The organism is Flavobacterium sp. LS1R10, assembly GCF_003968825.1.
Lineage (GTDB): Bacteria > Bacteroidota > Bacteroidia > Flavobacteriales > Flavobacteriaceae > Flavobacterium.
Genome location: NZ_RYDH01000001.1, coordinates 796,708 through 819,100 on the forward strand (window position 1 = coordinate 796,708; position 22,393 = coordinate 819,100).

General features: G+C 35.4%; 27 protein-coding genes, 1 pseudogene and 1 riboswitch. Of the genes and pseudogenes, 19 read left to right on the forward strand and 9 right to left on the reverse strand.

Going from position 1 to position 22,393, the window contains the following annotated elements:
- Positions 1 to 162 precede the first annotated feature (162 nt).
- Entirely contained in the window at positions 163 to 1,188 is a 1,026-nt protein-coding gene (locus tag EKL96_RS03520) for a LacI family DNA-binding transcriptional regulator (RefSeq protein WP_126458265.1), read from the reverse strand.
- A gap of 340 nt (positions 1,189 to 1,528) precedes the next feature.
- On the opposite strand from EKL96_RS03520, the gene rplM reads away from it, so the two are divergent.
- From rplM to EKL96_RS03605, 17 genes and pseudogenes are all read left to right on the forward strand, one after another.
- Positions 1,529 to 1,984, forward strand: a complete 456-nt coding sequence (gene rplM, locus EKL96_RS03525; protein ID WP_066080505.1) for a 50S ribosomal protein L13 — start codon at positions 1,529 to 1,531, stop codon at positions 1,982 to 1,984.
- The gene (rpsI, locus tag EKL96_RS03530) at positions 1,984 to 2,370 is read left to right on the forward strand and encodes a 30S ribosomal protein S9 (RefSeq protein WP_126453913.1); all 387 of its coding nucleotides are present in this window, start codon (positions 1,984 to 1,986) and stop codon (positions 2,368 to 2,370) included. The genes rplM and rpsI overlap by 1 nt, the downstream gene beginning before the upstream one ends.
- 180 nt (positions 2,371 to 2,550) lie before the next feature.
- On the forward strand, positions 2,551 to 3,354 hold the full coding sequence (gene rpsB / locus EKL96_RS03535) for a 30S ribosomal protein S2 (RefSeq protein WP_126458268.1): 804 nt from the start codon (positions 2,551 to 2,553) through the stop codon (positions 3,352 to 3,354).
- Between the two features lie 107 nt (positions 3,355 to 3,461).
- Positions 3,462 to 4,286 (forward strand): translation elongation factor Ts, encoded by an 825-nt coding sequence (tsf, locus tag EKL96_RS03540; RefSeq protein WP_126458271.1) that lies wholly within the window; start codon positions 3,462 to 3,464, stop codon positions 4,284 to 4,286.
- Between the two features lie 155 nt (positions 4,287 to 4,441).
- Positions 4,442 to 4,847, forward strand: a pseudogene (locus tag EKL96_RS03545) (queuosine precursor transporter); the annotation flags it as partial.
- A gap of 402 nt (positions 4,848 to 5,249) precedes the next feature.
- Positions 5,250 to 6,623: a S8 family peptidase gene (locus EKL96_RS03550; protein ID WP_126458274.1), complete on the forward strand. Its 1,374-nt coding sequence runs from the start codon at positions 5,250 to 5,252 to the stop codon at positions 6,621 to 6,623.
- A gap of 394 nt (positions 6,624 to 7,017) precedes the next feature.
- Complete coding sequence (locus EKL96_RS03555; protein ID WP_126458277.1) at positions 7,018 to 7,671, forward strand: queuosine precursor transporter; 654 nt, start codon at positions 7,018 to 7,020, stop codon at positions 7,669 to 7,671.
- A gap of 2 nt (positions 7,672 to 7,673) precedes the next feature.
- Positions 7,674 to 8,234, forward strand: a complete 561-nt coding sequence (locus tag EKL96_RS03560; RefSeq protein ID WP_126458280.1) for a DNA-3-methyladenine glycosylase I — start codon at positions 7,674 to 7,676, stop codon at positions 8,232 to 8,234.
- 81 nt (positions 8,235 to 8,315) lie between these two features.
- Positions 8,316 to 8,412, forward strand: a riboswitch (TPP riboswitch).
- Positions 8,413 to 8,475: 63 nt separating this feature from the next.
- Entirely contained in the window at positions 8,476 to 8,682 is a 207-nt protein-coding gene (thiS, locus tag EKL96_RS03565; protein ID WP_126458283.1) for a sulfur carrier protein ThiS, read from the forward strand.
- Between the two features lie 96 nt (positions 8,683 to 8,778).
- Positions 8,779 to 10,623, forward strand: coding sequence for a phosphomethylpyrimidine synthase ThiC (gene thiC / locus EKL96_RS03570; RefSeq protein ID WP_126458286.1), 1,845 nt, complete (start codon positions 8,779 to 8,781; stop codon positions 10,621 to 10,623).
- Between the two features lie 32 nt (positions 10,624 to 10,655).
- The gene (locus tag EKL96_RS03575) at positions 10,656 to 11,252 is read left to right on the forward strand and encodes a thiamine phosphate synthase (RefSeq protein WP_126458289.1); all 597 of its coding nucleotides are present in this window, start codon (positions 10,656 to 10,658) and stop codon (positions 11,250 to 11,252) included.
- Positions 11,228 to 11,983, forward strand: a complete 756-nt coding sequence (locus tag EKL96_RS03580) for a hydroxymethylpyrimidine/phosphomethylpyrimidine kinase (protein WP_126458292.1) — start codon at positions 11,228 to 11,230, stop codon at positions 11,981 to 11,983. Before EKL96_RS03575 ends, EKL96_RS03580 begins: the two co-directional genes overlap by 25 nt.
- Positions 11,976 to 12,608 carry a thiamine phosphate synthase gene (locus EKL96_RS03585; protein WP_126458295.1) on the forward strand — a complete coding sequence of 211 codons (633 nt, stop codon included), beginning with the start codon at positions 11,976 to 11,978 and terminating at the stop codon, positions 12,606 to 12,608. Before EKL96_RS03580 ends, EKL96_RS03585 begins: the two co-directional genes overlap by 8 nt.
- Positions 12,595 to 13,365, forward strand: coding sequence for a thiazole synthase (locus EKL96_RS03590; RefSeq protein WP_126458298.1), 771 nt, complete (start codon positions 12,595 to 12,597; stop codon positions 13,363 to 13,365). Before EKL96_RS03585 ends, EKL96_RS03590 begins: the two co-directional genes overlap by 14 nt.
- A gap of 334 nt (positions 13,366 to 13,699) precedes the next feature.
- Positions 13,700 to 14,077 carry a GxxExxY protein gene (locus tag EKL96_RS03595; RefSeq protein WP_126458301.1) on the forward strand — a complete coding sequence of 126 codons (378 nt, stop codon included), beginning with the start codon at positions 13,700 to 13,702 and terminating at the stop codon, positions 14,075 to 14,077.
- Positions 14,078 to 14,216: 139 nt separating this feature from the next.
- The gene (gene thiH / locus EKL96_RS03600) at positions 14,217 to 15,344 is read left to right on the forward strand and encodes a 2-iminoacetate synthase ThiH (protein WP_126458304.1); all 1,128 of its coding nucleotides are present in this window, start codon (positions 14,217 to 14,219) and stop codon (positions 15,342 to 15,344) included.
- 233 nt (positions 15,345 to 15,577) lie between these two features.
- The gene (locus EKL96_RS03605; RefSeq protein ID WP_126458307.1) at positions 15,578 to 16,288 is read left to right on the forward strand and encodes a HesA/MoeB/ThiF family protein; all 711 of its coding nucleotides are present in this window, start codon (positions 15,578 to 15,580) and stop codon (positions 16,286 to 16,288) included.
- Between the two features lie 3 nt (positions 16,289 to 16,291).
- Here EKL96_RS03605 and aat read toward each other — a convergent pair whose 3' ends face one another.
- The 3 genes from aat to EKL96_RS03620 all read right to left on the reverse strand — a co-directional run bounded on the left by aat (position 16,292) and on the right by EKL96_RS03620 (position 18,311).
- Positions 16,292 to 16,930 carry a leucyl/phenylalanyl-tRNA--protein transferase gene (gene aat, locus EKL96_RS03610; protein ID WP_126458310.1) on the reverse strand — a complete coding sequence of 213 codons (639 nt, stop codon included), beginning with the start codon at positions 16,928 to 16,930 and terminating at the stop codon, positions 16,292 to 16,294.
- A gap of 101 nt (positions 16,931 to 17,031) precedes the next feature.
- Complete coding sequence (locus EKL96_RS03615) at positions 17,032 to 17,409, reverse strand: DUF3127 domain-containing protein (RefSeq protein ID WP_091203008.1); 378 nt, start codon at positions 17,407 to 17,409, stop codon at positions 17,032 to 17,034.
- Between the two features lie 26 nt (positions 17,410 to 17,435).
- On the reverse strand, positions 17,436 to 18,311 hold the full coding sequence (locus EKL96_RS03620) for a flavin reductase family protein (protein ID WP_126458313.1): 876 nt from the start codon (positions 18,309 to 18,311) through the stop codon (positions 17,436 to 17,438).
- Between the two features lie 174 nt (positions 18,312 to 18,485).
- Here EKL96_RS03620 and EKL96_RS03625 point away from each other — a divergent pair, with 174 nt between their 5' ends.
- Positions 18,486 to 19,640 (forward strand): sensor histidine kinase, encoded by a 1,155-nt coding sequence (locus EKL96_RS03625; RefSeq protein WP_126458316.1) that lies wholly within the window; start codon positions 18,486 to 18,488, stop codon positions 19,638 to 19,640.
- A gap of 12 nt (positions 19,641 to 19,652) precedes the next feature.
- Here EKL96_RS03625 and EKL96_RS03630 read toward each other — a convergent pair whose 3' ends face one another.
- From EKL96_RS03630 to greA, 4 genes are all read right to left on the reverse strand, one after another.
- Positions 19,653 to 19,865 (reverse strand): hypothetical protein, encoded by a 213-nt coding sequence (locus tag EKL96_RS03630; protein ID WP_126458319.1) that lies wholly within the window; start codon positions 19,863 to 19,865, stop codon positions 19,653 to 19,655.
- 65 nt (positions 19,866 to 19,930) lie between these two features.
- The gene (locus EKL96_RS03635) at positions 19,931 to 20,389 is read right to left on the reverse strand and encodes a transglutaminase-like domain-containing protein (protein WP_126458322.1); all 459 of its coding nucleotides are present in this window, start codon (positions 20,387 to 20,389) and stop codon (positions 19,931 to 19,933) included.
- Positions 20,390 to 20,614: 225 nt separating this feature from the next.
- Complete coding sequence (locus tag EKL96_RS03640) at positions 20,615 to 21,004, reverse strand: HIT family protein (protein WP_126458325.1); 390 nt, start codon at positions 21,002 to 21,004, stop codon at positions 20,615 to 20,617.
- 55 nt (positions 21,005 to 21,059) lie between these two features.
- Complete coding sequence (gene greA, locus EKL96_RS03645) at positions 21,060 to 21,536, reverse strand: transcription elongation factor GreA (RefSeq protein WP_126458328.1); 477 nt, start codon at positions 21,534 to 21,536, stop codon at positions 21,060 to 21,062.
- Between the two features lie 162 nt (positions 21,537 to 21,698).
- On the opposite strand from greA, the gene EKL96_RS03650 reads away from it, so the two are divergent.
- Positions 21,699 to 22,112, forward strand: a complete 414-nt coding sequence (locus tag EKL96_RS03650; protein ID WP_126458331.1) for a Rieske (2Fe-2S) protein — start codon at positions 21,699 to 21,701, stop codon at positions 22,110 to 22,112.
- Between the two features lie 20 nt (positions 22,113 to 22,132).
- Here EKL96_RS03650 and EKL96_RS03655 read toward each other — a convergent pair whose 3' ends face one another.
- A complete protein-coding gene (locus EKL96_RS03655) occupies positions 22,133 to 22,372 on the reverse strand; it encodes a transposase (RefSeq protein ID WP_126458335.1) in 240 nt (79 codons plus the stop codon).
- Positions 22,373 to 22,393: the final 21 nt, after the last annotated feature.

Genomic DNA, 22,393 nt, shown 5'->3' on the forward strand with positions numbered 1-22,393 from the left:
TAAAATTAGAAAATCACAACCATTTATTAATTTGATTTTTAATTTTATGTATTCAATAAAAACAAAAAAAGAGCAGTTTTTATGCTATGGGGCATTGTACAAACCCTTTTTCGGGTTCATTTCATTGCTAAACGTGATTCCGCAGGATTGCTATAATACCTTCTACAGTTTTCTTGTTGACTCCCTTTCTTTCAATTTTGTCTTAATGACAACCGTTTCATAGGGAATGTGTTCTTCTTTAGATTCCAGTCGATCAATAAGTAGTTTAGCAGCAACTTCGCCTATTTCTATGCCATGCTGACTGACCGTGGTCAAACTGGGAGACAACCTACGGGAGGCGAGTATACCATCTGCAAAACCTATGATAGAAAGTGCTTCGGGAATTTTATATCCTTTTTTGAGTCCAATTCTCAAAGCAGCTACGGAGTCATTTTCGTCCAAAGCAAAAATCCCGTCAATTGTATTGGTATCAAAAATATTTTCTATGAGATTATTTAGATTTTCATCACAATCAGTTCTCAAAATTATAGCCTTATTAATGGGTATATTGTTGACTTCTAAGGCTTTAATATAGCCGGCAGCACGCAATTTCCCGACACTCAAATTATCAACTGAAGAAAACAGCGCTATGTTTTTGCACCCTAAATCAATTAAATGTTGGGTAGAATCTAGGGCCGAATCAAAATCATCTACAATAACTTTGTCACAATCAACGCCATCCGCAATTCGATCAAACATCACAATAGGAGTTCCATCATTAATGATTGCCGAAAAATGACTGTATTCCTGATTTTTTTGAGCCTCTTCAGAAACCGAAACAATAAATCCGTCGATAGTACCATTGCTGAGCATCTCCAAAGTATGCGCTTCTTTATCCAAAGATTCATTTGAAATACACATAATCACATTGTATCCTTTTTCATCAGCCACTTTCTCGATACCACTAAATACTTTGGCAAAGAAAGAATTCAAAATATTAGGAATAATCACCCCAATGGTTCTTGTTTTCCTGTTTTTTAGGTTCAAACCAATTACGTTAGGTTTGTAATTTTTTAGCTTTGCGTATTCTTTTATTTTTATTTTAGTTAACTCACTAATTTCCGGACTATCATTAAGTGCTTTTGAAACTGTAGAAACAGAAACATTCAGTTCTTTTGCGATTTGTTTTAGTGTAGCTCTGGCTTTCATAAAAAAATGTTTATTGTAATTAATAAAGAAAAAAGGGACAAGATGTAAATAAATAGAATATTAACAATTAGATCGACAAAAATAGCGATTATAATATAAAAATTGGCTCTGAAAAATGAGGAATATTCAATAAATTTACATAAAAATTCACAACAAAACAATCTATCGACGGTTTCGATTAATTCTAAATTCATTGCCGGAAAAATATTTCAAATATACATTTGATAATCAGCACTAAAACAAGAAAAAAATAATCTTTTAAGGTATTTGTATTTAAAATAATTAATTGTACTTTTGCAACCCCTTTATTGGGGATGGAATGTTTAATTAAAATAATATTATGGACGCATTAAGCTACAAGACACAATCAGCAAGCAAAGCCACCGTTACAAAAGAGTGGATTGTTGTAGATGCTGATGGGCATAACTTAGGTCGTATGGCTTCGAAGATCGCAATGATCCTTAGAGGTAAGTACAAAGCAAGTTATACGCCACACGTTGACTGTGGAGATAACGTAATTGTTATCAACTCAGAAAAAATCAACCTTACAGGGAACAAGATGAAAGAAAAAACTTACATCCGTCACACTGGTTATCCTGGAGGACAAAGAACTTTAACTGCTGAAGTATTGCAATCAAAAAACCCTGCATTACTAGTTGAAAAAGCAATAAAAGGAATGCTACCTAAAAACAAATTAGGTGCTGAACTTTTTAGAAATTTAAATGTTGTTGTAGGATCAGAGCACAAACAAGGCGCTCAAAAACCTAGAACAGTTAACCTTAACGATCTTAAGTAATGGGAGTTATTCACAAAATCGGTAGAAGAAAAACCGCTGTTGCACGTGTTTATGTTTCGGAAGGAACAGGAGTAATCACTGTAAACAAAAAAGCATTCGAAACATACTTCCCAACTGCAACGTTACAGTACAAAGTATTACAACCTATGTCTATGACAGAAAATGTAACAAATTTTGATGTAAAAGTGAACGTTTACGGAGGTGGTTCAACTGGACAAGCAGAAGCAGTAAGAATGGCATTGGCACGTGTTATGTGTGAAGTAAATGCTGAAAACAGAGCGATACTGAAACCAGAAGGTTTATTGACAAGAGATCCAAGAATGGTTGAACGTAAGAAATTCGGTCAGAAGAAAGCTCGTAAGAGATTCCAATTCTCTAAACGTTAATAGTACCTGTCTTGTATTATTTATACAAGACGTATTGATTATTAAATTTAAAAACAATGTTGTTGTTGTCCCGTTGAGACGGGAAATTAGTTTAGCATCTAAATGAAACCCAATTAAAAGATTGAATCTTTAAATTAAAAAGGAACATTGCTAATCAACAGAACGTAAACTAAACAAAAAATGTCAAACAAAGTAGAAGTAAAAGAATTACTAGAAGCAGGTGTACACTTCGGACACATGACTAGAAAATGGGATCCAAACATGGCCCCTTACATTTATATGGAGCGTAATGGTATACACATTATCAATCTTTATAAAACAGCAGCAAAAATTGAAGAAGCGAATGACGCTTTGAAAAAAATCGCTGCATCAGGTAGAAAAATATTATTCGTAGCTACCAAAAAACAAGCTAAAGACATCGTAGCTGAAAAAGCTAAAGCTGCAAACATGCCTTACATCACTGAAAGATGGCCTGGTGGAATGCTAACTAACTTCGTAACTATCCGTAAAGCTGTTAAAAAAATGGCAACTATTGATAAAATGAAGAAAGACGGTACTTTCATGACCCTTTCTAAAAAAGAACGTTTGCAAGTAGATCGTCTTCGTGCCAAATTAGAGAAAAACTTAGGTTCAATCGCTGACATGTCAAGACTACCAGCTGCATTGTTCGTAGTTGATATCAAAGCGGAACACATCGCAATAAAAGAAGCTCAAAAATTAAACATTCCAGTTTTCGCAATGGTGGATACCAATTCTGACCCAAGAGAGGTTGAATTTGTAATCCCATCTAACGATGATGCTTCTAAATCAATTGACAAAATCTTAACTTTAGTAACTGGTGCAATTATCGAAGGACTTTCTGATAGAGGATCTGACAAAGAAACTGATCTTCCTGTTGCTGCTGAAGTAGTAGCTCCTGTTGCTGCTGAAGTAGTTGTTCCTGTTACCGAAACAGTAGCTCCAACTCCTGCAACTGAAGAATAAAAATAAATTTAAAGATTGAAGAATTTAAAGATAAAAATTATTGATTGTAAAATTAATGATGAAGTCTTTAAATTTCTCAATCTTTTAATCTTTAAAATAAAAAAATTATGGCAACAATTACTGCTGCAGACGTAAATAAATTAAGAACAATCACTGGTGCAGGAATGATGGACTGCAAAAAAGCCTTGGTTGAAGCAGAAGGAGATTTTGATTTAGCTATCGAAAACTTACGTAAAAAAGGACAAAAAGTAGCTGCAAACCGTTCTGATAGAGAATCTACAGAAGGTGCTGCAATTGCTGTTGTAAATGCTGATAAAACTGCTGGAGTTGTAATCACCTTAAACTGTGAGACTGACTTTGTAGGAATGAATGAAAGCTTCGTGAAAATGGCTACTGAAATGGCTAATCTAGCATTGAACTTCAATACAAAAGAAGAATTTTTAGCAGCTGATTTCAACGGAATCACTGTTGCGGATAAATTAATCGAACAAACGGGTGTTATCGGTGAAAAATTAGAAATCAGAACTTTCGAGAAATTAGAAGGTGCCTTTATCGGATCTTACATTCACTCCGGAAACAAAATTGCTACTTTAGTGGCGCTATCTGCAAATGTAGAGGGTGCTGAAGAAGTTTCAAGAAACGTATCGATGCAAGCAGCTGCAATGGCTCCAATAGCTTTAGACGAAACGGGTGTTGATGCTGACACCATCGCTAAAGAAATAGAAATTGCCAAAGATATCCTACGTCAAGAAGGTAAACCAGAAGCAATGCTAGACAATATCGCTAAAGGTAAATTGGCTCGTTTCTTTAAAGATAATACTTTAGTAAACCAAGATTATATCAAAGACAACAAAATGAGCGTTGCTGCTTATGTTAAATCTTTAGATAAAGATCTTATCGTTACCGGTTTCAAAAGAGCTGCGTTAGGATAATTTTTTCAAAATTTACGACAGAATCTTAAATTTATTTATATTCTGTTTAAAAATTATAAATCCCATTCGTTCACTCGAATGGGATTTTTTTATTCCCTAAAAACCACTTCCAAAAAATAAATTAAAACACTAAATTTGAATATTAATTGTTTTTTATGTTCAAAACCAAAAAAGAACTTGTCTTTGTTATTCTTGCCGGAATCTTCATTACTAACGCTGTTACCGCAGAACTCATCGGTGGAAAACTGATACAAATAGGTCCCTTTGTAATGAGTATCGGCATTTTACCTTGGCCTATTGTTTTCCTGACTACTGATTTAATCAATGAATACTTTGGAGAAAAAGGAGTAAAAAATTATCTTTAATTACCGCTTTTTTAATTACTTATGCGTTCAACCTCTTGTTTTTATCCATAAATACTCCCGTGGCAAAAGGGATAATCCCGGTAAATGACGAACAGTTTTTGGCCAAAGCATGTGGATTATTGTGGGAAGCATCATCGCCTTCTTAGTTTCTCAATTGATAGACGTAACTGTTTTTTGGTTTTTCAAAAACCGTACATGAAATAAAAAAATCTGGCTCAGAGAAACAGGTTTCAAAAGAGCTGCGTTAGGATAAATTGATTTTTTGATTTCAGATTATAATATTTGAACTCAGATTTATATACAACCTATTTCAAAGAGATTTGAAATGGGTTTTTTTATCGGATTCATTCATTCAAAAAGAACTCTTAAACATATTAGATTATAAAAAGCTGAACTTCATGCAGTGTCCATTAACCACTAACAATTTAAATTAAAATAGCTTATAAATACAAAACGAAAATTCCTACCTAAAAACGCGCATCGTAAAAATTTAACATAAAACGACCATCACCTAAAATTATTTATATTTTTACCGAAAACGTTATCGTTACCTTATTTTTTTAATACTTTTAACTTTTTAAACCAAAAACTCAAATTTATGAAGAATTTATTTATCGCATCCCTAGTCTTGTTCGCATTTTTCTCTTGTACTGATGAAAATTTAAACCCAACAGAAGTAGTACAAAATAAGGTACAACCAAGTTATGTTGCGAACCAACTACTTATTAAATTTAAACCTACAGAAACTGGAGCTAAAACATCAACAAACATTTTATCTCTAATTGGAGGAACTACAGTAGAAGTTATTAACACTAATTCTATGAAAACTTCCACTGCTAAAACAAACACTACAGGTGGAAAAATTTTATTGGTAAATTCAAAGTTAGGCACAATGGAAGCTATTGAGCTTATTAAAGATTTACAAGGAGTAGAGTATGCAGAGCCAAACTGGATATACAATCATTTTGCAGTTTCAAATGACACTTATTATACTAATGGTTCACTTTGGGGCATGTATGGATCTACAACTTCTCCATCGAATCAGTTTGGTTCGCAAGCCGCAGCTGCTTGGGCAAACAATAAGTTAGGATCAGCTACTGTGTATATCGGTATTATTGACGAAGGTTACATGTATACTCATGAAGATCTAGCAGCCAATGCAGGTAAAAACCCAGGTGAAATAGATGGAAATGGTATAGATGATGATAGCAATGGCCTTGTTGACGATGTGTATGGCTATGATTTTGCCGCAAACGATAATACTGTTTTTGACGGAGTTGACGATGACCACGGAACACATGTTGCCGGTACTATTGGTGCTGTAGGAGGTAATGGAAAAGGTGTTGCTGGTGTTGTATGGAATGTAAAAATGATAAACGCTAAATTTTTAGGTGGAACAGGCGGAACATTAGCAAATGCAATTAAAGCAATTGACTATTTCACTGATCTAAAAACAAGACATGGCTTAAACATTGTAGCTACTAATAACTCTTGGGGAGGAGGAGGATTCTCACAAGGTCTTCAGGATGCAATTGAGAGAGCCAATACTGCTGGAATACTGTTCATTGCTGCTGCAGGGAATAGTGGAACTGACAATGACACCACACCAAGTTATCCTGCAAGTTATCCTAACGCAAATGTAATCGCCGTTGCATCAATTACCAATACAGGAGCTCTATCAAGTTTCTCTCAATTTGGCGCTACCTCTGTTGATTTAGGCGCTCCTGGTTCAGGAATATGGTCAACAGTACCTGCAAGATCTAAAGGTAAGTTTGTATCTAGCTATGCTAGTTATAACGGAACTTCAATGGCAACTCCACATGTGTCAGGAGCGGCTGCATTATACGCATCTTTGAATCCTGGTGCAACAGCTGCACAAATTAAAGCAGCACTATTGAACAGTGCTACTCCTACTTCCTCTTTATCTGGAAAATGTTTAACAGGAGGTAGATTGAATGTAAGCGGATTTTAATCCAATTAAAACTAATTAAACAAAGGAGTCCACAAGTTGGGCTCTTTTTTTATGGTCATATTTTTTTTCAATACCGTTCAAAAAATCCATATTTTTAAAATATCCTAAGTAGAGGATGAATAGCAAAAGCTATGTTAGATAAGACTGCTAAGCACAAATTGACTTGTTTAATGTAAAAATTTGAACTTAATAATCGGAAAAATATCTCTAGCCAAAATATTAAAGTTACATGATTCTTCTTTTTCACTAATTTGATTATAAATTAATTAAACGATTTTATTCAATAAAAATGAAAAAAAATAGAATCATGTTTAGAATAAATTTACATCGAAAACAACAATACAAATTAATACTTTTCAATTAAAACACTAAATTTGGATATTAATTGTTTTTTATGTTCAAAACCAAAAAAGAACTTGTATTTGTTATTCTTGCCGGAATCTTTATCACTAATGCCGTTACGGCAGAACTCATCGGTGGGAAATTGATACAAATAGGTCCGTTTGTAATGAGCATCGGCATTTTGCCTTGGCCTATTGTTTTCCTGACTACTGATTTAATCAATGAATACTTTGGAGAAAAAGGAGTAAAGAAATTGTCCTTAATCACTGCCGGTTTAATCGCCTACTCTTTCCTTGTTTTACTTTTCGCGATCAATATACCAGCCGCAAAAGGAATCAGTCCAGTCAATGATGAGCAGTTTTTTGCCGTTTTTGGACAAAGCATGTGGATCATAGTGGGAAGTATCATTGCGTTCCTAGTTTCTCAATTGATAGATGTAACCGTTTTTTGGTTTTTCAAAAACCGTACAGGAAACAAAAAAATATGGCTCAGAGCCACGGGTTCTACTATCATTTCGCAATTATTCGATTCTTTTATTGTGTTGGGAATTGCTTTTTGGTTGCCCGGCAAAATAAACTTTGACGTTTTTCTAACCTCCGCCTTGACAGGATATACCTTCAAACTTGGAATTGCCATTCTCTTGACTCCTTTAATTTACTTGGGCCACTACATTATAAAAAACTATTTAGCGGCAGAAAAAGAATAATTATGGATAAAAAAACAAGATGTGGTTGGTGCACTTCCAGCGATTTATACAAAAAATACCACGACGAAGAATGGGGCGTTCCAGTATATGAGGACCAAAAATTATTTGAATTTCTAATCTTAGAAACTTTCCAAGCCGGACTAAGTTGGATTACAATCCTAAAAAAGAGAGAAAATTTCCAATTGGCTTTTGATGATTTTGACTATAAAAAAACAGCATTTTATACCGAAAATAAAATTCAGGAATTACTCCTTGATGCAGGAATTATTCGCAATCAGTTAAAAATTCGCGCAGCCGTTTCTAATGCTACTGCCTTTATGAAAGTACAAGAGGAATTTGGCGGTTTTTCAAAATATATTTGGGAATTTACTGGAGGAAAACCCATTCAAAACAACCGACAATCTCTAAAAGAAGTTCCTGCAACCACTCCACTTTCGGATAAAATAAGCAAAGATTTGAAAAAACGCGGATTCAAATTCGTCGGTTCTACAGTAGTTTATGCACTCATGCAAGCCACCGGAATGGTTGATGATCACGTTGCAGATTGCTGGAAAAAACAGTAGTGAGTAATCCGTTTTCGACATTTAAATTATCAAATAAAACTTTAAATCCGAAATTTTAATCAAAAAAACCATTACATTTGTTTCACACTTTAGGGGTGTCTACAACATTGTAGGCTGAGAATTACCCTCTGAACCTGATCTAGTTCATACTAGCGTAGGGAAAAGTAAGATGACTTTCTGGTACATTTATGTACTCCTATAGCCATTCCTAAAGTATAACTGTATACTAAATTCAAAAGGAATGGAACTCAAAATCAACAATCAAACGAAACAATTTGCAACTGACAGTCTTACTGTTCAGGCACTTCTTGACTTGGAAATTCCCATAAAACAAAACGGAATTGCGGTAGCCATTAACAATAGTATAATTCCAAAATCCAACTGGAATTCCCACATCATACAAGAAACCGATAACATTCTCATCATCTCTGCAACTCAAGGAGGATAACCATTTTAATTTAAAGATTGAAAGATTAAAATATTTATCAAATCCACTCTTCAATCTTTCAATTTTTTAATACTTAAATCTTTCAATAAAAAAAATATGAAATACGAAGAAAAAATATCAACCACTCCTTTTCCTAATTCTACAAAAATTTATGTAGATGGAACCATTCATCCCATAAAAGTAGCGATGCGAGAAATTGCATTGACTGACACTAAAATGTCAAATGGCAGAATAGAAAAAAACCCGCCTGTAACCGTTTATGACACTTCGGGCCCATTTACCGACCCAAATATCGAAATTGACATTCGAAAAGGACTGCCCCGCATTCGTGAACAATGGATTCTGGATCGTAATGATGTCGAAGAATTAAGTGAAATCTCTTCCGAATACGGGAAAAAGCGTTTGAATGACGAAAAACTAAACGAATTGCGTTTCGAATATTTGCACAAACCTAAGCGTGCCAAAAAAGGAGCCAACGTTTCCCAATTGTATTATGCAAAACAAGGAATCATTACTCCAGAAATGGAATACATAGCCATTCGTGAAAACCAACGCTTGGAGTTGATAAACGAACAAACCAAAGCCATGCAACACCAACACGAAGGAAATAGTTGGGGCGCAAACACTCCCTCTCCTTCGGGCCGGGCTGGGGTGGGGAAAATCACCCCTGAATTTGTCCGAAGCGAAGTAGCCAGAGGACGTGCCATTATTCCAAATAACATCAACCACCCAGAAAGTGAGCCTATGATTGTAGGTCGTAACTTCTTAGTGAAAATTAATGCTAACATTGGCAACAGCGCCGTAACCTCAACAATCGAAGAAGAAGTAGAAAAAGCAGTTTGGGCATGCCGCTGGGGAGCTGACACGATTATGGATTTATCAACCGGTAAAAACATTCACGAAACCAGAGAATGGATTATCCGAAATTCTCCTGTGCCAATTGGAACCGTGCCTATTTACCAAGCTTTGGAAAAAGTAAATGGCGTGGCCGAAGATCTCACTTGGGAAGTTTATCGTGATACGCTAATCGAACAAGCGGAACAAGGGGTTTCCTATTTTACCATCCATGCCGGTGTTTTATTGCGCTACATCCATTTGACTGCTGAACGTGTTACCGGTATTGTTTCCCGTGGAGGCTCTATCATGGCAAAATGGTGTTTGTTTCACCATAAAGAAAACTTTCTTTACACCCATTTTGAAGACATTTGCGAAATTATGAAACAATATGATGTAGCGTTTTCATTAGGAGATGGGTTACGTCCCGGTTCTATTGCCGATGCGAATGATGCCGCTCAGTTTGCAGAGCTGGAAACACTTGGCGAACTGACAAAAATCGCCTGGAAACACGATGTTCAGGTATTTATTGAAGGCCCTGGCCACGTACCCATGCACATGATTAAGGAAAACATGGACAAACAATTAGAGCACTGTGATGAAGCTCCTTTTTATACTTTAGGACCATTAACTACTGATATTGCTCCAGGTTATGATCACATCACCTCTGCCATTGGCGCGGCTATGATTGGCTGGTATGGTTGTGCGATGTTATGCTACGTGACACCAAAAGAACACCTTGGTTTACCCAACAAAAAAGACGTTAAAGACGGCGTAATCACGTATAAGATTTCGGCTCATGCTGCTGATTTGGCCAAAGGGCATCCTGGATCGCAATACCGTGACAATGCCTTGAGCAAAGCCCGTTTTGAATTCCGTTGGGAAGACCAATTCAACTTGTCCTTAGATCCCGATACTGCTCGTGAATTTCATGATGAAACATTACCAGCAGATGGTGCCAAAGTAGCTCATTTTTGTTCCATGTGTGGACCAAAATTTTGTTCTATGAAAATTTCACAAGAAATTCGCGATGTAGCTGAAGCCGAAAAAGGCATGAAAGAAAAATCAAAAGAATTTGTAGAAAGCGGCAAAGAAATTTACTTATAAGACTGTAGAAGAAAGAGGAAAGAAAAAAGATTATGATCGTAATCACAAATCCAATTCCTGTAATTAATGAAATCGACACCATTCATTCTCTTTTTGAGAATGGACTGGAGTTGCTTCATATTCGGAAACCTGATTTTTCAGAAACAGAAATGAACGCTTTTTTATCCGAAATAAAATCAGATTTCCGTCAGCAAGTGGTTTTGCACAGTCATCACCAACTGGCTTTAGCATCTGGAATACATCGGATTCATTTTACAGAAAAAGCAAGAATTGAAACATCGGAGAAAAGTTTAAAAAACTGGAAAGAAAGTGGATTTAAACTCTCTACTTCGATTCATCAAATGATTGATTTTGAAGAACTACCTACTGTTTTTGCTTATGCTTTTTTTGGTCCTGTTTTCGAAAGTATTTCAAAACCAAAGTATGCTTCGGATATTGACTTTAAAAAAGCATTGCAACAAAGGAAGAATAACGAAACTTCATTAGTAGCACTTGGTGGAATTACAGCTGATAAAATTAAAACGGCATTAAAATATGGCTTTGATGATGTGGCACTTTTAGGTGCCATTTGGAATAGTAACCATCCAATAGAAAATTTTAAACAATGCAAGAAAACAGACCTTTCGTAGTAACAATTGCAGGCTTTGATCCTTCTGGAGGCGCGGGAGTTTTAGCAGACATCAAGACATTCGAGCAACATCACGTTTATGGTTTTGCCGTCAATACCGGTAACACCATTCAAACCGAAAATCAGTTCTTCGAAATGCACTGGACTGACCAAGCTTTCGTTTTGAGATCATTGGACAAATTGTTTGAAAATTATGCTATCAAAGCCGTAAAAATTGGAATTGTTCCTTCACTGGATTATTTAAAAAAAATTGTTTTTGCTATAAAAAAGCTTTCGCCAAAAACAAAGATCGTTTGGGATACCGTTTTAAAATCTACAACCGAATTCCGTTTTATAACTATAGAAAATCAAGTTGTTTTGATCGAAATATTGAAAAAAATAGATTTGATAACACCCAATTACAATGAAATTTTACAGCTTTCCGCAGCAGAAAAAAAACCTGATTTAATTGCTCACGAGCTGTCAAAACAGTGCGCTGTATTACTAAAAGGTGGTCACAATCCTCTGGCAATTGGTGTTGACTGTTTGTATACCGGAAAGGAAATCTTCATGCTTACGCCAAATAACACTTCGGTTTTCGAGAAACACGGCTCTGGCTGTGTATTATCATCAGCGATTACAGCCAATTTAGCTTTGGGATTAGACCTGAAAACAGCTTGCATCAATGCCAAAAAATATATAGAAACCTATTTACAATCTAATCAAACCAAATTAGGATATCATCATGTATAATAAGCTACACTACATTTCGCAAGGAAATACTGTCGAAGAACAATTGCACAATATTCACAAAGCACTGGATAATGGTTGTGACTGGATACAAATGCGATTCAAAAATCAAAACGCGCTTGCCGTTTTCACTTTGGCGGAAGCCGTAAAAATAGTATGCAAAGAATACTTAGCCACTTTTATCATCAATGACAACGTCCATTTGGCAAAGCAATTGGATGCGGATGGCGTTCATCTGGGTTTAAGTGATATGAAAGTGGAAGAGGCCCGAATCCTTTTAGGAAAAACAAAAATCATTGGAGGAACGGCAAATACTTTTATAGATGTGATCCAAAGGACATCTGAAAACTGTGATTATATAGGCCTGGGTCCATTCCAATTCACAACTACCAAACAAAATTTAAGCCCAATTTTAGGATTGGAAGGGTATCGATTGATTATCCAACAAATGAAAATAAAAAACATCCAAATTCCCATTTATGCCATTGGAGGAATCACACTAGAAAACGTTGAAGACCTGATGGAAAACGGAATTCAGGGCATTGCAGTTTCTGGTTTGATCACCCAAAGCAAAAATCCATCTCAACTCATCAAGCAACTTAACGACAAATTATATGGTACCATTTAAAATAGGAGACAAGACCTTTCATTCCCGCTTGTTTTTAGGCACAGGAAAATTCGGTTCTAACCAACAGATGAAAGAAGCCGTTTTAGCCTCTGGAAGCGAGTTAGTAACGGTAGCGCTAAAACGTATCGATTTAGAAACGGAAACCGATGCCATTTTATCCCATCTCAAACATCCGCTGATTAATTTGCTACCCAATACTTCTGGCGCACGAAATGCCAAAGAAGCGGTTTTTGCGGCACAATTAGCACGAGAAGCGTTGGAGACCAATTGGCTTAAACTGGAAATTCATCCCGATCCAAAATATTTAATGCCCGATGCAATCGAAACCTTAAAAGCTACGGAAGCTTTAGCCAAATTAGGGTTTGTCGTTTTGCCTTACATCCATGCGGATCCCGTTTTATGTAAACGACTGGAAGACGCAGGAACTTCGGCGGTGATGCCTTTAGGTTCTCCAATTGGTAGCAACAAAGGACTGAAAACTATCGATTTTTTAGAAATAATAATTGAACAGAGCAGAGTTCCCGTGATTATAGACGCTGGAATTGGCGCACCATCCGATGCAGCAAAAGCGATGGAACTCGGAGCTGACGCGGTTTTAGTAAACACAGCAATAGCCGTAGCAGGAAATCCAATATTGATGGCAGAAGCTTTTAGAGAAGCCGTTATTGCTGGTCGAAAAGCATTCGAAGCACAATTAGCACAAAAAGTAAATCATGCAATGGCCTCAAGTCCTTTGACTGCGTTTTTGTATGAGTAATATATTTTTGGTCTATTTACAAGAAAACTGTTGAAAAAATGGCACACAGCTTTTGCAGATTTTCGCAGATGGGAAATAAAAAAATGGCTAAAATATACGTGTAACAAAAAATTATAAATCGCATTGAAATAGCTAGATTTAATTTATAATGAGTACTATATTTTTGGTCTATTTACAAGAAAACTGTTGAAAAAATGGCACGCAGATTTACGCATATAAAAACTTAAAAAGAATCTGCAAAAATTCGCATAATTTACAGACTACAGAAATTTATAGTTGTATTAAAATAACTACATTTAGTTATTAATTAGTACTAATTTTTAAATTCTTAAAAATGACCGAAAACGACATATCATTCAAAATAAGAGGAGCCATTTTCAAAGTGTACAATACACTCGGTCCAGGTTTATTTGAATCTGTTTATGAAAGCGCTTTGTATTATGAATTAACTAAAATAAATTTAAAAGTTGAAAGACAATTAGAAATCAGTATTCCTTACGATGAAATCATATTAGATGTTGCTTTTAAAATTGATTTATTAGTAGAAGACAAAGTAATTATTGAATTGAAATCTGTCGAAGATTTAGCACCTATTCATTACAAACAAATTACAAACTATTTAAAACTTACTAATAAAAAATTAGGCCTACTTGTCAATTTTAATACAGTCACTATTTTAGATGACATTAAACGAATTGCAAATAAATTATAATTAAGGATTAGAAAATAGCACGCAGATTTCACTTATATATACAGCTAAAATTAAAAAAAACGGTTAAAAAAATCTGCGAAAATTTGCAGAATCTGCGTGCCAAAAACCGCATATCCTTTTTGCGAAAAAAAATAAAACAATGAACACATTTAGATCGGTTTTTGACAACTACGATTGGGAAACAATCAAAACAAAAATATACCATACCACTTCGATAGAAGTCGAATCTGCGTTAGGCAAAAACAAACGCAGTCTCGATGATTTTCTGACGTTGATTTCACCAGCTGCCAAACCTTACTTAGAGCAAATGGCACAACTCACACAGGAATCAACCAAAAAAAGATTTGGCAAAACGATTCAAATGTATGCGCCTTTGTATTTAAGCAACGAATGCCAAAACATTTGTACGTATTGTGGGTTTAGTTTAGACAACAAAATCAAACGAAAAACACTGACCGAAAATGAAATTACGCAAGAAATTGAAGTCTTAAAAAAAGCAGGATTTGATCATGTTTTATTAGTTACAGGCGAAGCCAATCAGACCGTAAACATTCATTATTTTCTAAAAGCAATTGCTCAAATAAAAAACGATTTCTCAACCATTTCAGCCGAAGTGCAACCCTTGTCAACAGAAGAATACGAACAATTACATGACGCTGGTATTTATTCAATTTTAGTGTATCAGGAAACCTATCATCGAGATGTGTATAAACAGTATCATACCAAAGGAAAGAAATCCAATTTTGATTTTCGTTTAGAAACACCAGATCGTGTAGGAACTGCTGGTATTCATAAAATAGGATTGGGTGTTTTATTGGGATTAGAAGATTGGCGCACTGACAGTTTTTTTAATGCCTTGCATTTAGATTATTTACAAAAAACATATTGGCAAACTAAATATGCAGTTTCATTTCCCAGATTACGACCCGCAGAAGGAGTGATTGCTCCCAACTTTATCATGGATGATGCTGATTTGACCCAGCTCATTTGTGCCTACCGTTTGTGGAATGAAGATTTAGAAATCTCCCTGTCAACCCGAGAGAACGAGAAATTTCGGGACAATATTATTCCAATTGGAATTACCAGTATGAGTGCCGGTTCTAAAACTAATCCTGGTGGTTATGCAGTTGATCCACAATCTTTGGAACAATTTGAAATCAGTGACGAGCGATCTGCTGCCGAGATTGCAAAAATTATTTCCAGCAAAGGATACGAACCCGTTTGGAAAGATTGGGACAGAAATTTTAGTCAAAAGTCGAAAGTCTAAAAGTTTAGAAATTAACAAAAAAATTAGACAAGAGACAAGAGTCTAAAAATTTAGAAAGCAACATGGGGCCACACCTTAATATTTATTACTAATAGCAACTAACTTTAAAAAAGTTCTCGACTGCGCTCGAATTGACTTGTTTTTAACTTTTGACTTTAAAACTTTCCAACTTTATGACTTATAGACTTTATAACTGTCCAACTTTATGACTTTTTAACTTTAAGACTAAAAAAATGAGTATTATTCAAGATTTTTTACGCTATAACCGCCAGATGATGATGCCGGAAATAGGCGATTCCGGACAGGAAAAACTCAAAAAAGCGAAAGTTTTAGTGATCGGCGCAGGCGGATTGGGTTGTCCTGTTTTACACTATATTGCAACGGCCGGAGTAGGAACTATTGGTATAGTTGATTTTGACAAAATCGAATTGCACAACTTACACCGTCAAATTTTATATACGGAGAGGCACGTTGGTCAATTAAAAGCAATCACGGCAAAATCAGTTTTAGAAATCCTGAATCCATTGATTCATGTTGTTGCTTTTGAAGAAAAATTAACCATTAAAAATGCAGTACAAATCATCCAGGATTTTGATGTAATTGTTGACGGCTGTGATAATTTCGAAACCCGCTATCTGATAAATGATACTTGCGTGACATTAGGAAAATCATTGATTTACGGCAGCATCTTAAAATTCGAGGGGCAAGTGGCCGTTTTTAACCATAATGGAAATAAAAATCTTCGGGACTTATTCCCAGAACCTCCAAATCCTAAAGATGTTCCTAATTGTGATTTGAACGGAGTATTGGGTACGCTCCCTGGGATTATTGGCACCATGATGGCGCACGAAACGTTGAAACTTGTTATGGATTTACCGACATTGGAAAATGAATTGGTTCTTTTTAATACGCTGGATTGGAGTTTTAAGAAGCTGGAATTTTAAGAGTTATTTACTCTTTAAAATTTCCATAAAATCTGTTCTGTCGATTTCCCTGCAACCTAAACTTTCAAGATGCGGATTATAAACCTGACAATCCAAAAGTTTGTAATCTTCTTTTTTTAATTGGTTGACCAAAGCTATAAAAGCCATTTTCGACGCATTAGATACTTTCGAGAACATACTTTCACCACAAAAAATACCTCCCAAATCAATTCCATATAAACCACCAACTAAAACCTCATCTTGCCAAACCTCAACCGATTTTGCAATACCTGATTCATGCAGCTTACAATAGGCTTCAATCATGTCATTGGTAATCCAAGTCACGTTTTGACCGTCACGTTCTATATTTTGACAATTTGAAATTACATCTCTGAAATTTTGATTGAAAGTAACACTGAAAATATTCCGGTTCAGGATATTTCGCATGCTTTTAGATACAATCAATTCATCGAGAAATAGCACCATTCTGGGATTTGGAGACCACCACATAATAGGTTCTCCCGCTTCAAACCAAGGAAAAATGCCGCTTTGATACGCAAGTCGCAAGCGTTCCGGGGACAAATCACCTCCAATGGCCAAAATTCCATCGCAATTGGCTTGGTCAACAGGAGGGAAAAATAAGGTTGGGGATAAATAATACATTTTTCAATTTCAAAAATCAATACCAATTTCAAAAAATAAAAAAGTCAGAAATTCAAGTAAGACTCAAACTTCTGACTTCTAAATTCTAACTTTTTCATCCCTTAGAAAGGCAAATCGTCTGCTTCTTCTTCGTTTAGGTTTGTTGCTGGTGCAAATGCTTCAGCAGCCGGCATCGGAGGCATTTGAGCAGCAGTGGCTTCTGTGGCTACTCTTTCTACTCTCCATCCTTGAATTGCATTAAAATATTTAGTCACTCCTTGTGGGTCAACCCATTCGCGTCCTCTTAAATTGATCGAAACTTTAACCGCTTCACCTACTTTAAAACTGTTCAATAAATCGCATTTATCTTGTACAAATTCTACTAAAATATGTTGTGGATATTGCTCCTCAGTGGTTACGACCAATTCTCTTTTTAAGAAACTTCCGCTTCCCACATTTTTTGCATCCCCAAGCATTTTAATTTTTCCTGTAACTTCCATCTTCGTTGTTTTTAATGTTATTTATATTATTTTTTTGCCAAAAGTACTTTCCAAGCCGATAAGACATCATTCTCATTCAGGTATTTTTTTGCCTCCAGGTGTACTTTTTGCTGGTCATCAGCACTTAAAACTCCTTTTACAGCAAAATTCTGTTTTACAAATATACTAACTTCTTCCATTGTGGGCAAGGCTTCTATATTCCCTAACATGCCTAAATCATTTCCGTTAAAAACCGAACTTTCTTTAACAAAATTTGGAATGGCATCCACTCCAATTCCTAAAGTAGACAAGGGTTTTGGCACTTCAAAAAGCCCTTGGTTTGATCTGGAATACCAATTGCTGCCTAACCTGGAAACCAAGTCAATTTTATATTGATCAATCGCACCATTTTCGTCTAAAACAGACTCGTCAATATGAATGCGAACAACTTCACACAGTACTAAATTCCCCGCACCTCCTTCTGTTCCCAGCGGAATAATCTGAGTGACTTTGCATTCAAATTGAACCGGTGATTCTTTTACTCGAAAGGGTTTCACCACCTCTGAAGCAATCGGAGTCAAGCCTGATTTTAAAAACTCATCCACACCATGAGCATACTCTGTACTGGCCAGCGAAATCTGTTGTACCATGTCATAATTCACCACATTAATGACTACTTCCCGAGTTGCTTCAGCATTGATCAACGTGTGTTTTATCGAATTATCACGAACGCGCCTTGCTGGTGAAAAAATAAGGATTGGAGGATTGGCGCTGAACACATTAAAAAAACTAAAAGGCGATACATTAGCATTACCTTCCGCATCCATAGTACTGGCAAAAGCAATAGGTCTAGGTCCAACTGAACTTTGCAAATAGCCTTGTAATTTTGCCGTTTCGATACTTTTAGGATCAATCGTAATCATATTTTTTACTTTATAGCTGTACTCTACAAAAGTAAACAAATCGGATCAGTTTATGAAAGAGTATATCCAATTAGAATAAAATTACATCTGAATTTAATCTAAAAAAAAATCTTTCTTTAAAACTAAAATACCACAGCGTTTATTTCGTTATATTTATAATTCAAATTTTCATTTATGCAGTTTTCTGAAAGAAGAAATACAACCCGTTGGATTATAATTTCTGCCTCTTTTTTAATCATTTCCCTGATTCTTTGGAACACATACACTTTTTTTCAAATCTTCAAAAACGAAGAACGATTAAAAATGAATCTTTGGGCACAAGCCCAAAAAACACTCATTAATGCCAATGAAAATACAGATGTTGATCTTCCGCTGCAAATTTTCAGTGACAACACTTCAATTCCTATTATACTGACAGAGAATGACAGCATCATAAACACCGTAAATATTGACGACGCTATTGTAAAAAATAATTCAAAGGCAGTCGCATTCTTGCAGAACTTAAAAAACGAAAACGTGCCCATAGTCATTGAGTATGTCCCTGGGAAATTTCAAAAATTATATTACGGCAACTCGGCTTTACTGAATAAATTGAAATATTATCCCGTTGCTTTAGTGCTGATCATAGTGCTTTTTGGCGGTTTAGTTTATAATTTTTATAGAAGCACCAAAATGGCAACACAAAACAAACTTTGGGCAGGAATGGCTAAAGAAACTGCTCACCAGATAGGAACGCCGCTCTCGTCACTGATAGGCTGGGTTGAACTCCTGAAATCTGAAAACATGGATGAAAGTACTACTTTCGAAATTGAAAAAGATATTGAGCGTTTGCAAACCATAACCGATCGTTTCTCGAAAATAGGATCGGAACCCAAATTAGAAAACAAAGATATTGTAGCCGAAACACAACAATCTTACGACTATTTGCAATCCCGATTCTCCAAACAAATTGAGTTTTCGTTCCAAGCGCCAAAAACTCCTATTATGGTATCTCTTAATCCTACGCTGCACAGTTGGGCCATCGAGAATTTAGTAAAAAACGCCATCGATGCAATGAAAGGAAAAGGAAAATTAGCTTTAGAAATTGAACAAGAAGGGGATTATGTAAAAATAAATGTTTCTGATACTGGCGGCGGAATTCACAAACAACAATTTAAAACCATTTTCGAACCTGGATTTACCACTAAAAAACGCGGATGGGGATTGGGACTTTCACTAACCAAAAGAATCGTGGAAGAATACCACAAAGGAACCATCAAAGTACTGAACTCCGAAATTGGAAAAGGAACCACAATGCAGGTGAGTTTTAAAAAAAACAACCTAGCGTAACGGAACTCCAAACTATGTAACTTTAGAAAACATTGTTTTTCTGACTATTTTGGACTTACTCAAATAATTTTTAACAAACAATGCGTGCTCTTCGGCTTGCGCCAAAGAGGCTCCAATTGATTTTTTAATCGATGTGACATTAGAAACGTTTTGATTACCAACGGAACCCACGATATACATATCGTTTTGACACTTTACCAGTTTCATTCTCGGAATTTCAATCATACGGCTAATTTCAGTATCTGAAAAAGAAGGCTTAAACTTATTGTTTCGATAGTGTATAAAATCATTCAACAATACAACCGCTTTTTGTCAATTTCAGCTGCTGTCCAAGCATGAGCCAAGTCACTTACTTTTCCGTTTTGTTTGGTATATCTTTCAATGATATAGGATTGGATTCCTATCTTTTGCACAAGCGCATTAAAAACCGTTGCATAATGAATGCAAACCCCTTTTTTAGTTTTTAATGTCTTCGTGATTTTCTCAGCTCCCGTTTCATGGGAATTTACGGCATACCTATTCGCAACATCATAGCTGATGTTAGATGCGGTCCAATAGAAATCAGCTCTTATTTTATCGGTTTCTGTTTTAAAATTAGCATTGATATAATTGGCAATAGCTTCAGTAGATGTAGTTGAATTAGCTGGAATAGCTGCCGTTTTAGCATCAACCAATAGATATCCGGGATTGACCTGTCCAACACTCATAAAGGAGAAAAAGAAGGTAAGCAACAAAAATATATTTTTCATAGTCTCGAATGTAAGTAATAACCATGGTATAATGTCGTATTTTAAAATCAGGATAAAATTATTTAACAATCTGATTTAAAGCTATTTTACTTAAAGTTAATTCTTTTGACTTTACGACTTTTAAACTTTCGACTTACTTAAGTTCTCTAAAATAGAAAAGGGAATCGGTTTTCACCTATTCCCTTTTAAACTAAAATCATACCAATTTGTTTTATTTGTGCAAATTTACAAATTGGTTTTAATACTTTCTGCCAACGCTTCAAATTCATTTTTGGACAGCGATACTTTATTTTGAAAACGCATTTCATCCATTTCATTCAATGGAATCAAGTGAACGTGCGCATGAGGAACTTCAAGTCCTACAACTGCCATTCCGATTCGTTTACACGGAACCGTTTTTTCAAGCGCAACTGCGATTTTTTTAGAAAACTGCATCAGTCCAATATATAAATTATCTTCCATCTCAAAAATCTTATCAATTTCTTGTTTCGGAATACAAAGTGTGTGTCCTTTTGCATTTGGATTTACATCCAAAAAAGCCAAGAAATTTTCATCTTCAGCAATCTTGTAGCACGGAATTTCTCCGTTTATAATTTTGGTAAATATACTTGACATTGTGAAATTGGTTAATTGTTGAATCGATTAATCGGTTAACCGAATAAACCTTTAATTAGTCGCGAGATATTTCTAAAATTTCGAATTTCAACACACCGTTTGGAACCGTGATCTCAGCAAATTCTCCAACTGATTTTCCTAACAAACCTTTTCCAATAGGTGAGGTTACCGAGATTTTACCTGTTTTTAAATCGGCTTCACTTTCGGCAACTAATGTATAAGTCATTTCCATTCCGTTCGTTTGGTTTTTGATTTTTACATTGGATAATACCAATACTTTAGAAACATCCAGATGGGTTTCATCAATCAATCTGGCGTTAGAATGTATTTCTTCCATTTTGGCAATACGCATTTCCAGCATCCCTTGTGCTTCTTTTGCGGCATCGTATTCTGCATTCTCAGAAAGATCACCTTTATCTCGTGCTTCAGCTATATCAGCCGATGCTTTTGGGCGCATTACGCTTTTTAAATAATCTAATTCTTCTCTTAATTTTTTTAAGCCTTCTGCTGTGTAATACGATACTGTACTCATAAATTCTTCATTTATATAAATAGAAAAAATCCCATCAGGACGGGATTTCTTTCCACAAAGATATTATTATTTTTTTTTCGTCGATAAATATATGTTAATCATATATAATTCAAAGTTAAATAAATTAAATTTGTTTCACTAATACTTCGACACTATTTTAAAATGAAAAAAATTCTGCTGCTCTTCGTTGTTATTCCTTTATTTTTTTCGTGTAGTGATTCTGGTTTTGACAACACCAATCCATTTGTGCCTAATTATACTTTCGCCGTAGACCTGAACCTGAATTTGCCGGAATACTCTAATCTTAAATTCGTTAGTAATGCGGTTTATGTATCCGGAATAGGCGCTCGAGGTGTTATTGTTTTCAATACAGGCAGTGGTTACAATGCTTTTGATGCCGCTTGTCCCAATCAAGCGATGAGTTCTTGTTCTACCATGACCATAAATGGGATAAATGCCGTTTGCGGATGCGACGGTAAAGAATACAGTTTATTTACCGGACAAGGAACTTTACAATATCCTATGAAGCAGTATCGCGTTCAAGTCAATGGAAATGTGCTTCGGGTTTATAATTAATTACAAATGCGAATCAAGGGTTAAAATATTAAGTTTATAAAGGCAGCTGCTATCTTGCCAAATAGCTGCCCTAATAATTTTTTTGTGGATCTAACTTTGCATGCTCTTTGAATATTGGTTTTTTCAATCAACCAATTAAAAAGGGATTCAATAGGTTGTCTAATTCTTGATACTGCTGTTGAATACAAGTCGTTTGAAACTTTATCTCTATTTCTAATTTCTTGAGATTCTCCTTTTACTGCTTTAACGGGTGTGAACATTACAGCGTTTTTTTCTTTTTC

Excerpts from the sequence above, each read along its gene's own strand:
- EKL96_RS03520 (WP_126458265.1), bottom strand. The coding sequence starts at position 1,188 with ATGAAAGCCAGAGCTACACTAAAACAAATCGCAAAAGAACTGAATGTT.
- rplM (WP_066080505.1), top strand. The coding sequence starts at position 1,529 with ATGGACGCATTAAGCTACAAGACACAATCAGCAAGCAAAGCCACCGTT.
- rpsI (WP_126453913.1), top strand. The coding sequence starts at position 1,984 with ATGGGAGTTATTCACAAAATCGGTAGAAGAAAAACCGCTGTTGCACGT.
- rpsB (WP_126458268.1), top strand. The coding sequence starts at position 2,551 with ATGTCAAACAAAGTAGAAGTAAAAGAATTACTAGAAGCAGGTGTACAC.
- tsf (WP_126458271.1), top strand. The coding sequence starts at position 3,462 with ATGGCAACAATTACTGCTGCAGACGTAAATAAATTAAGAACAATCACT.
- EKL96_RS03550 (WP_126458274.1), top strand. The coding sequence starts at position 5,250 with ATGAAGAATTTATTTATCGCATCCCTAGTCTTGTTCGCATTTTTCTCT.
- EKL96_RS03555 (WP_126458277.1), top strand. The coding sequence starts at position 7,018 with ATGTTCAAAACCAAAAAAGAACTTGTATTTGTTATTCTTGCCGGAATC.
- EKL96_RS03560 (WP_126458280.1), top strand. The coding sequence starts at position 7,674 with ATGGATAAAAAAACAAGATGTGGTTGGTGCACTTCCAGCGATTTATAC.
- thiS (WP_126458283.1), top strand. The coding sequence starts at position 8,476 with ATGGAACTCAAAATCAACAATCAAACGAAACAATTTGCAACTGACAGT.
- thiC (WP_126458286.1), top strand. The coding sequence starts at position 8,779 with ATGAAATACGAAGAAAAAATATCAACCACTCCTTTTCCTAATTCTACA.
- EKL96_RS03575 (WP_126458289.1), top strand. The coding sequence starts at position 10,656 with ATGATCGTAATCACAAATCCAATTCCTGTAATTAATGAAATCGACACC.
- EKL96_RS03580 (WP_126458292.1), top strand. The coding sequence starts at position 11,228 with ATGCAAGAAAACAGACCTTTCGTAGTAACAATTGCAGGCTTTGATCCT.
- EKL96_RS03585 (WP_126458295.1), top strand. The coding sequence starts at position 11,976 with ATGTATAATAAGCTACACTACATTTCGCAAGGAAATACTGTCGAAGAA.
- EKL96_RS03590 (WP_126458298.1), top strand. The coding sequence starts at position 12,595 with ATGGTACCATTTAAAATAGGAGACAAGACCTTTCATTCCCGCTTGTTT.
- EKL96_RS03595 (WP_126458301.1), top strand. The coding sequence starts at position 13,700 with ATGACCGAAAACGACATATCATTCAAAATAAGAGGAGCCATTTTCAAA.
- thiH (WP_126458304.1), top strand. The coding sequence starts at position 14,217 with ATGAACACATTTAGATCGGTTTTTGACAACTACGATTGGGAAACAATC.
- EKL96_RS03605 (WP_126458307.1), top strand. The coding sequence starts at position 15,578 with ATGAGTATTATTCAAGATTTTTTACGCTATAACCGCCAGATGATGATG.
- aat (WP_126458310.1), bottom strand. The coding sequence starts at position 16,930 with ATGTATTATTTATCCCCAACCTTATTTTTCCCTCCTGTTGACCAAGCC.
- EKL96_RS03615 (WP_091203008.1), bottom strand. The coding sequence starts at position 17,409 with ATGGAAGTTACAGGAAAAATTAAAATGCTTGGGGATGCAAAAAATGTG.
- EKL96_RS03620 (WP_126458313.1), bottom strand. The coding sequence starts at position 18,311 with ATGATTACGATTGATCCTAAAAGTATCGAAACGGCAAAATTACAAGGC.
- EKL96_RS03625 (WP_126458316.1), top strand. The coding sequence starts at position 18,486 with ATGCAGTTTTCTGAAAGAAGAAATACAACCCGTTGGATTATAATTTCT.
- EKL96_RS03630 (WP_126458319.1), bottom strand. The coding sequence starts at position 19,865 with ATGATTGAAATTCCGAGAATGAAACTGGTAAAGTGTCAAAACGATATG.
- EKL96_RS03635 (WP_126458322.1), bottom strand. The coding sequence starts at position 20,389 with ATGAAAAATATATTTTTGTTGCTTACCTTCTTTTTCTCCTTTATGAGT.
- EKL96_RS03640 (WP_126458325.1), bottom strand. The coding sequence starts at position 21,004 with ATGTCAAGTATATTTACCAAAATTATAAACGGAGAAATTCCGTGCTAC.
- greA (WP_126458328.1), bottom strand. The coding sequence starts at position 21,536 with ATGAGTACAGTATCGTATTACACAGCAGAAGGCTTAAAAAAATTAAGA.
- EKL96_RS03650 (WP_126458331.1), top strand. The coding sequence starts at position 21,699 with ATGAAAAAAATTCTGCTGCTCTTCGTTGTTATTCCTTTATTTTTTTCG.
- EKL96_RS03655 (WP_126458335.1), bottom strand. The coding sequence starts at position 22,372 with ATGTTCACACCCGTTAAAGCAGTAAAAGGAGAATCTCAAGAAATTAGA.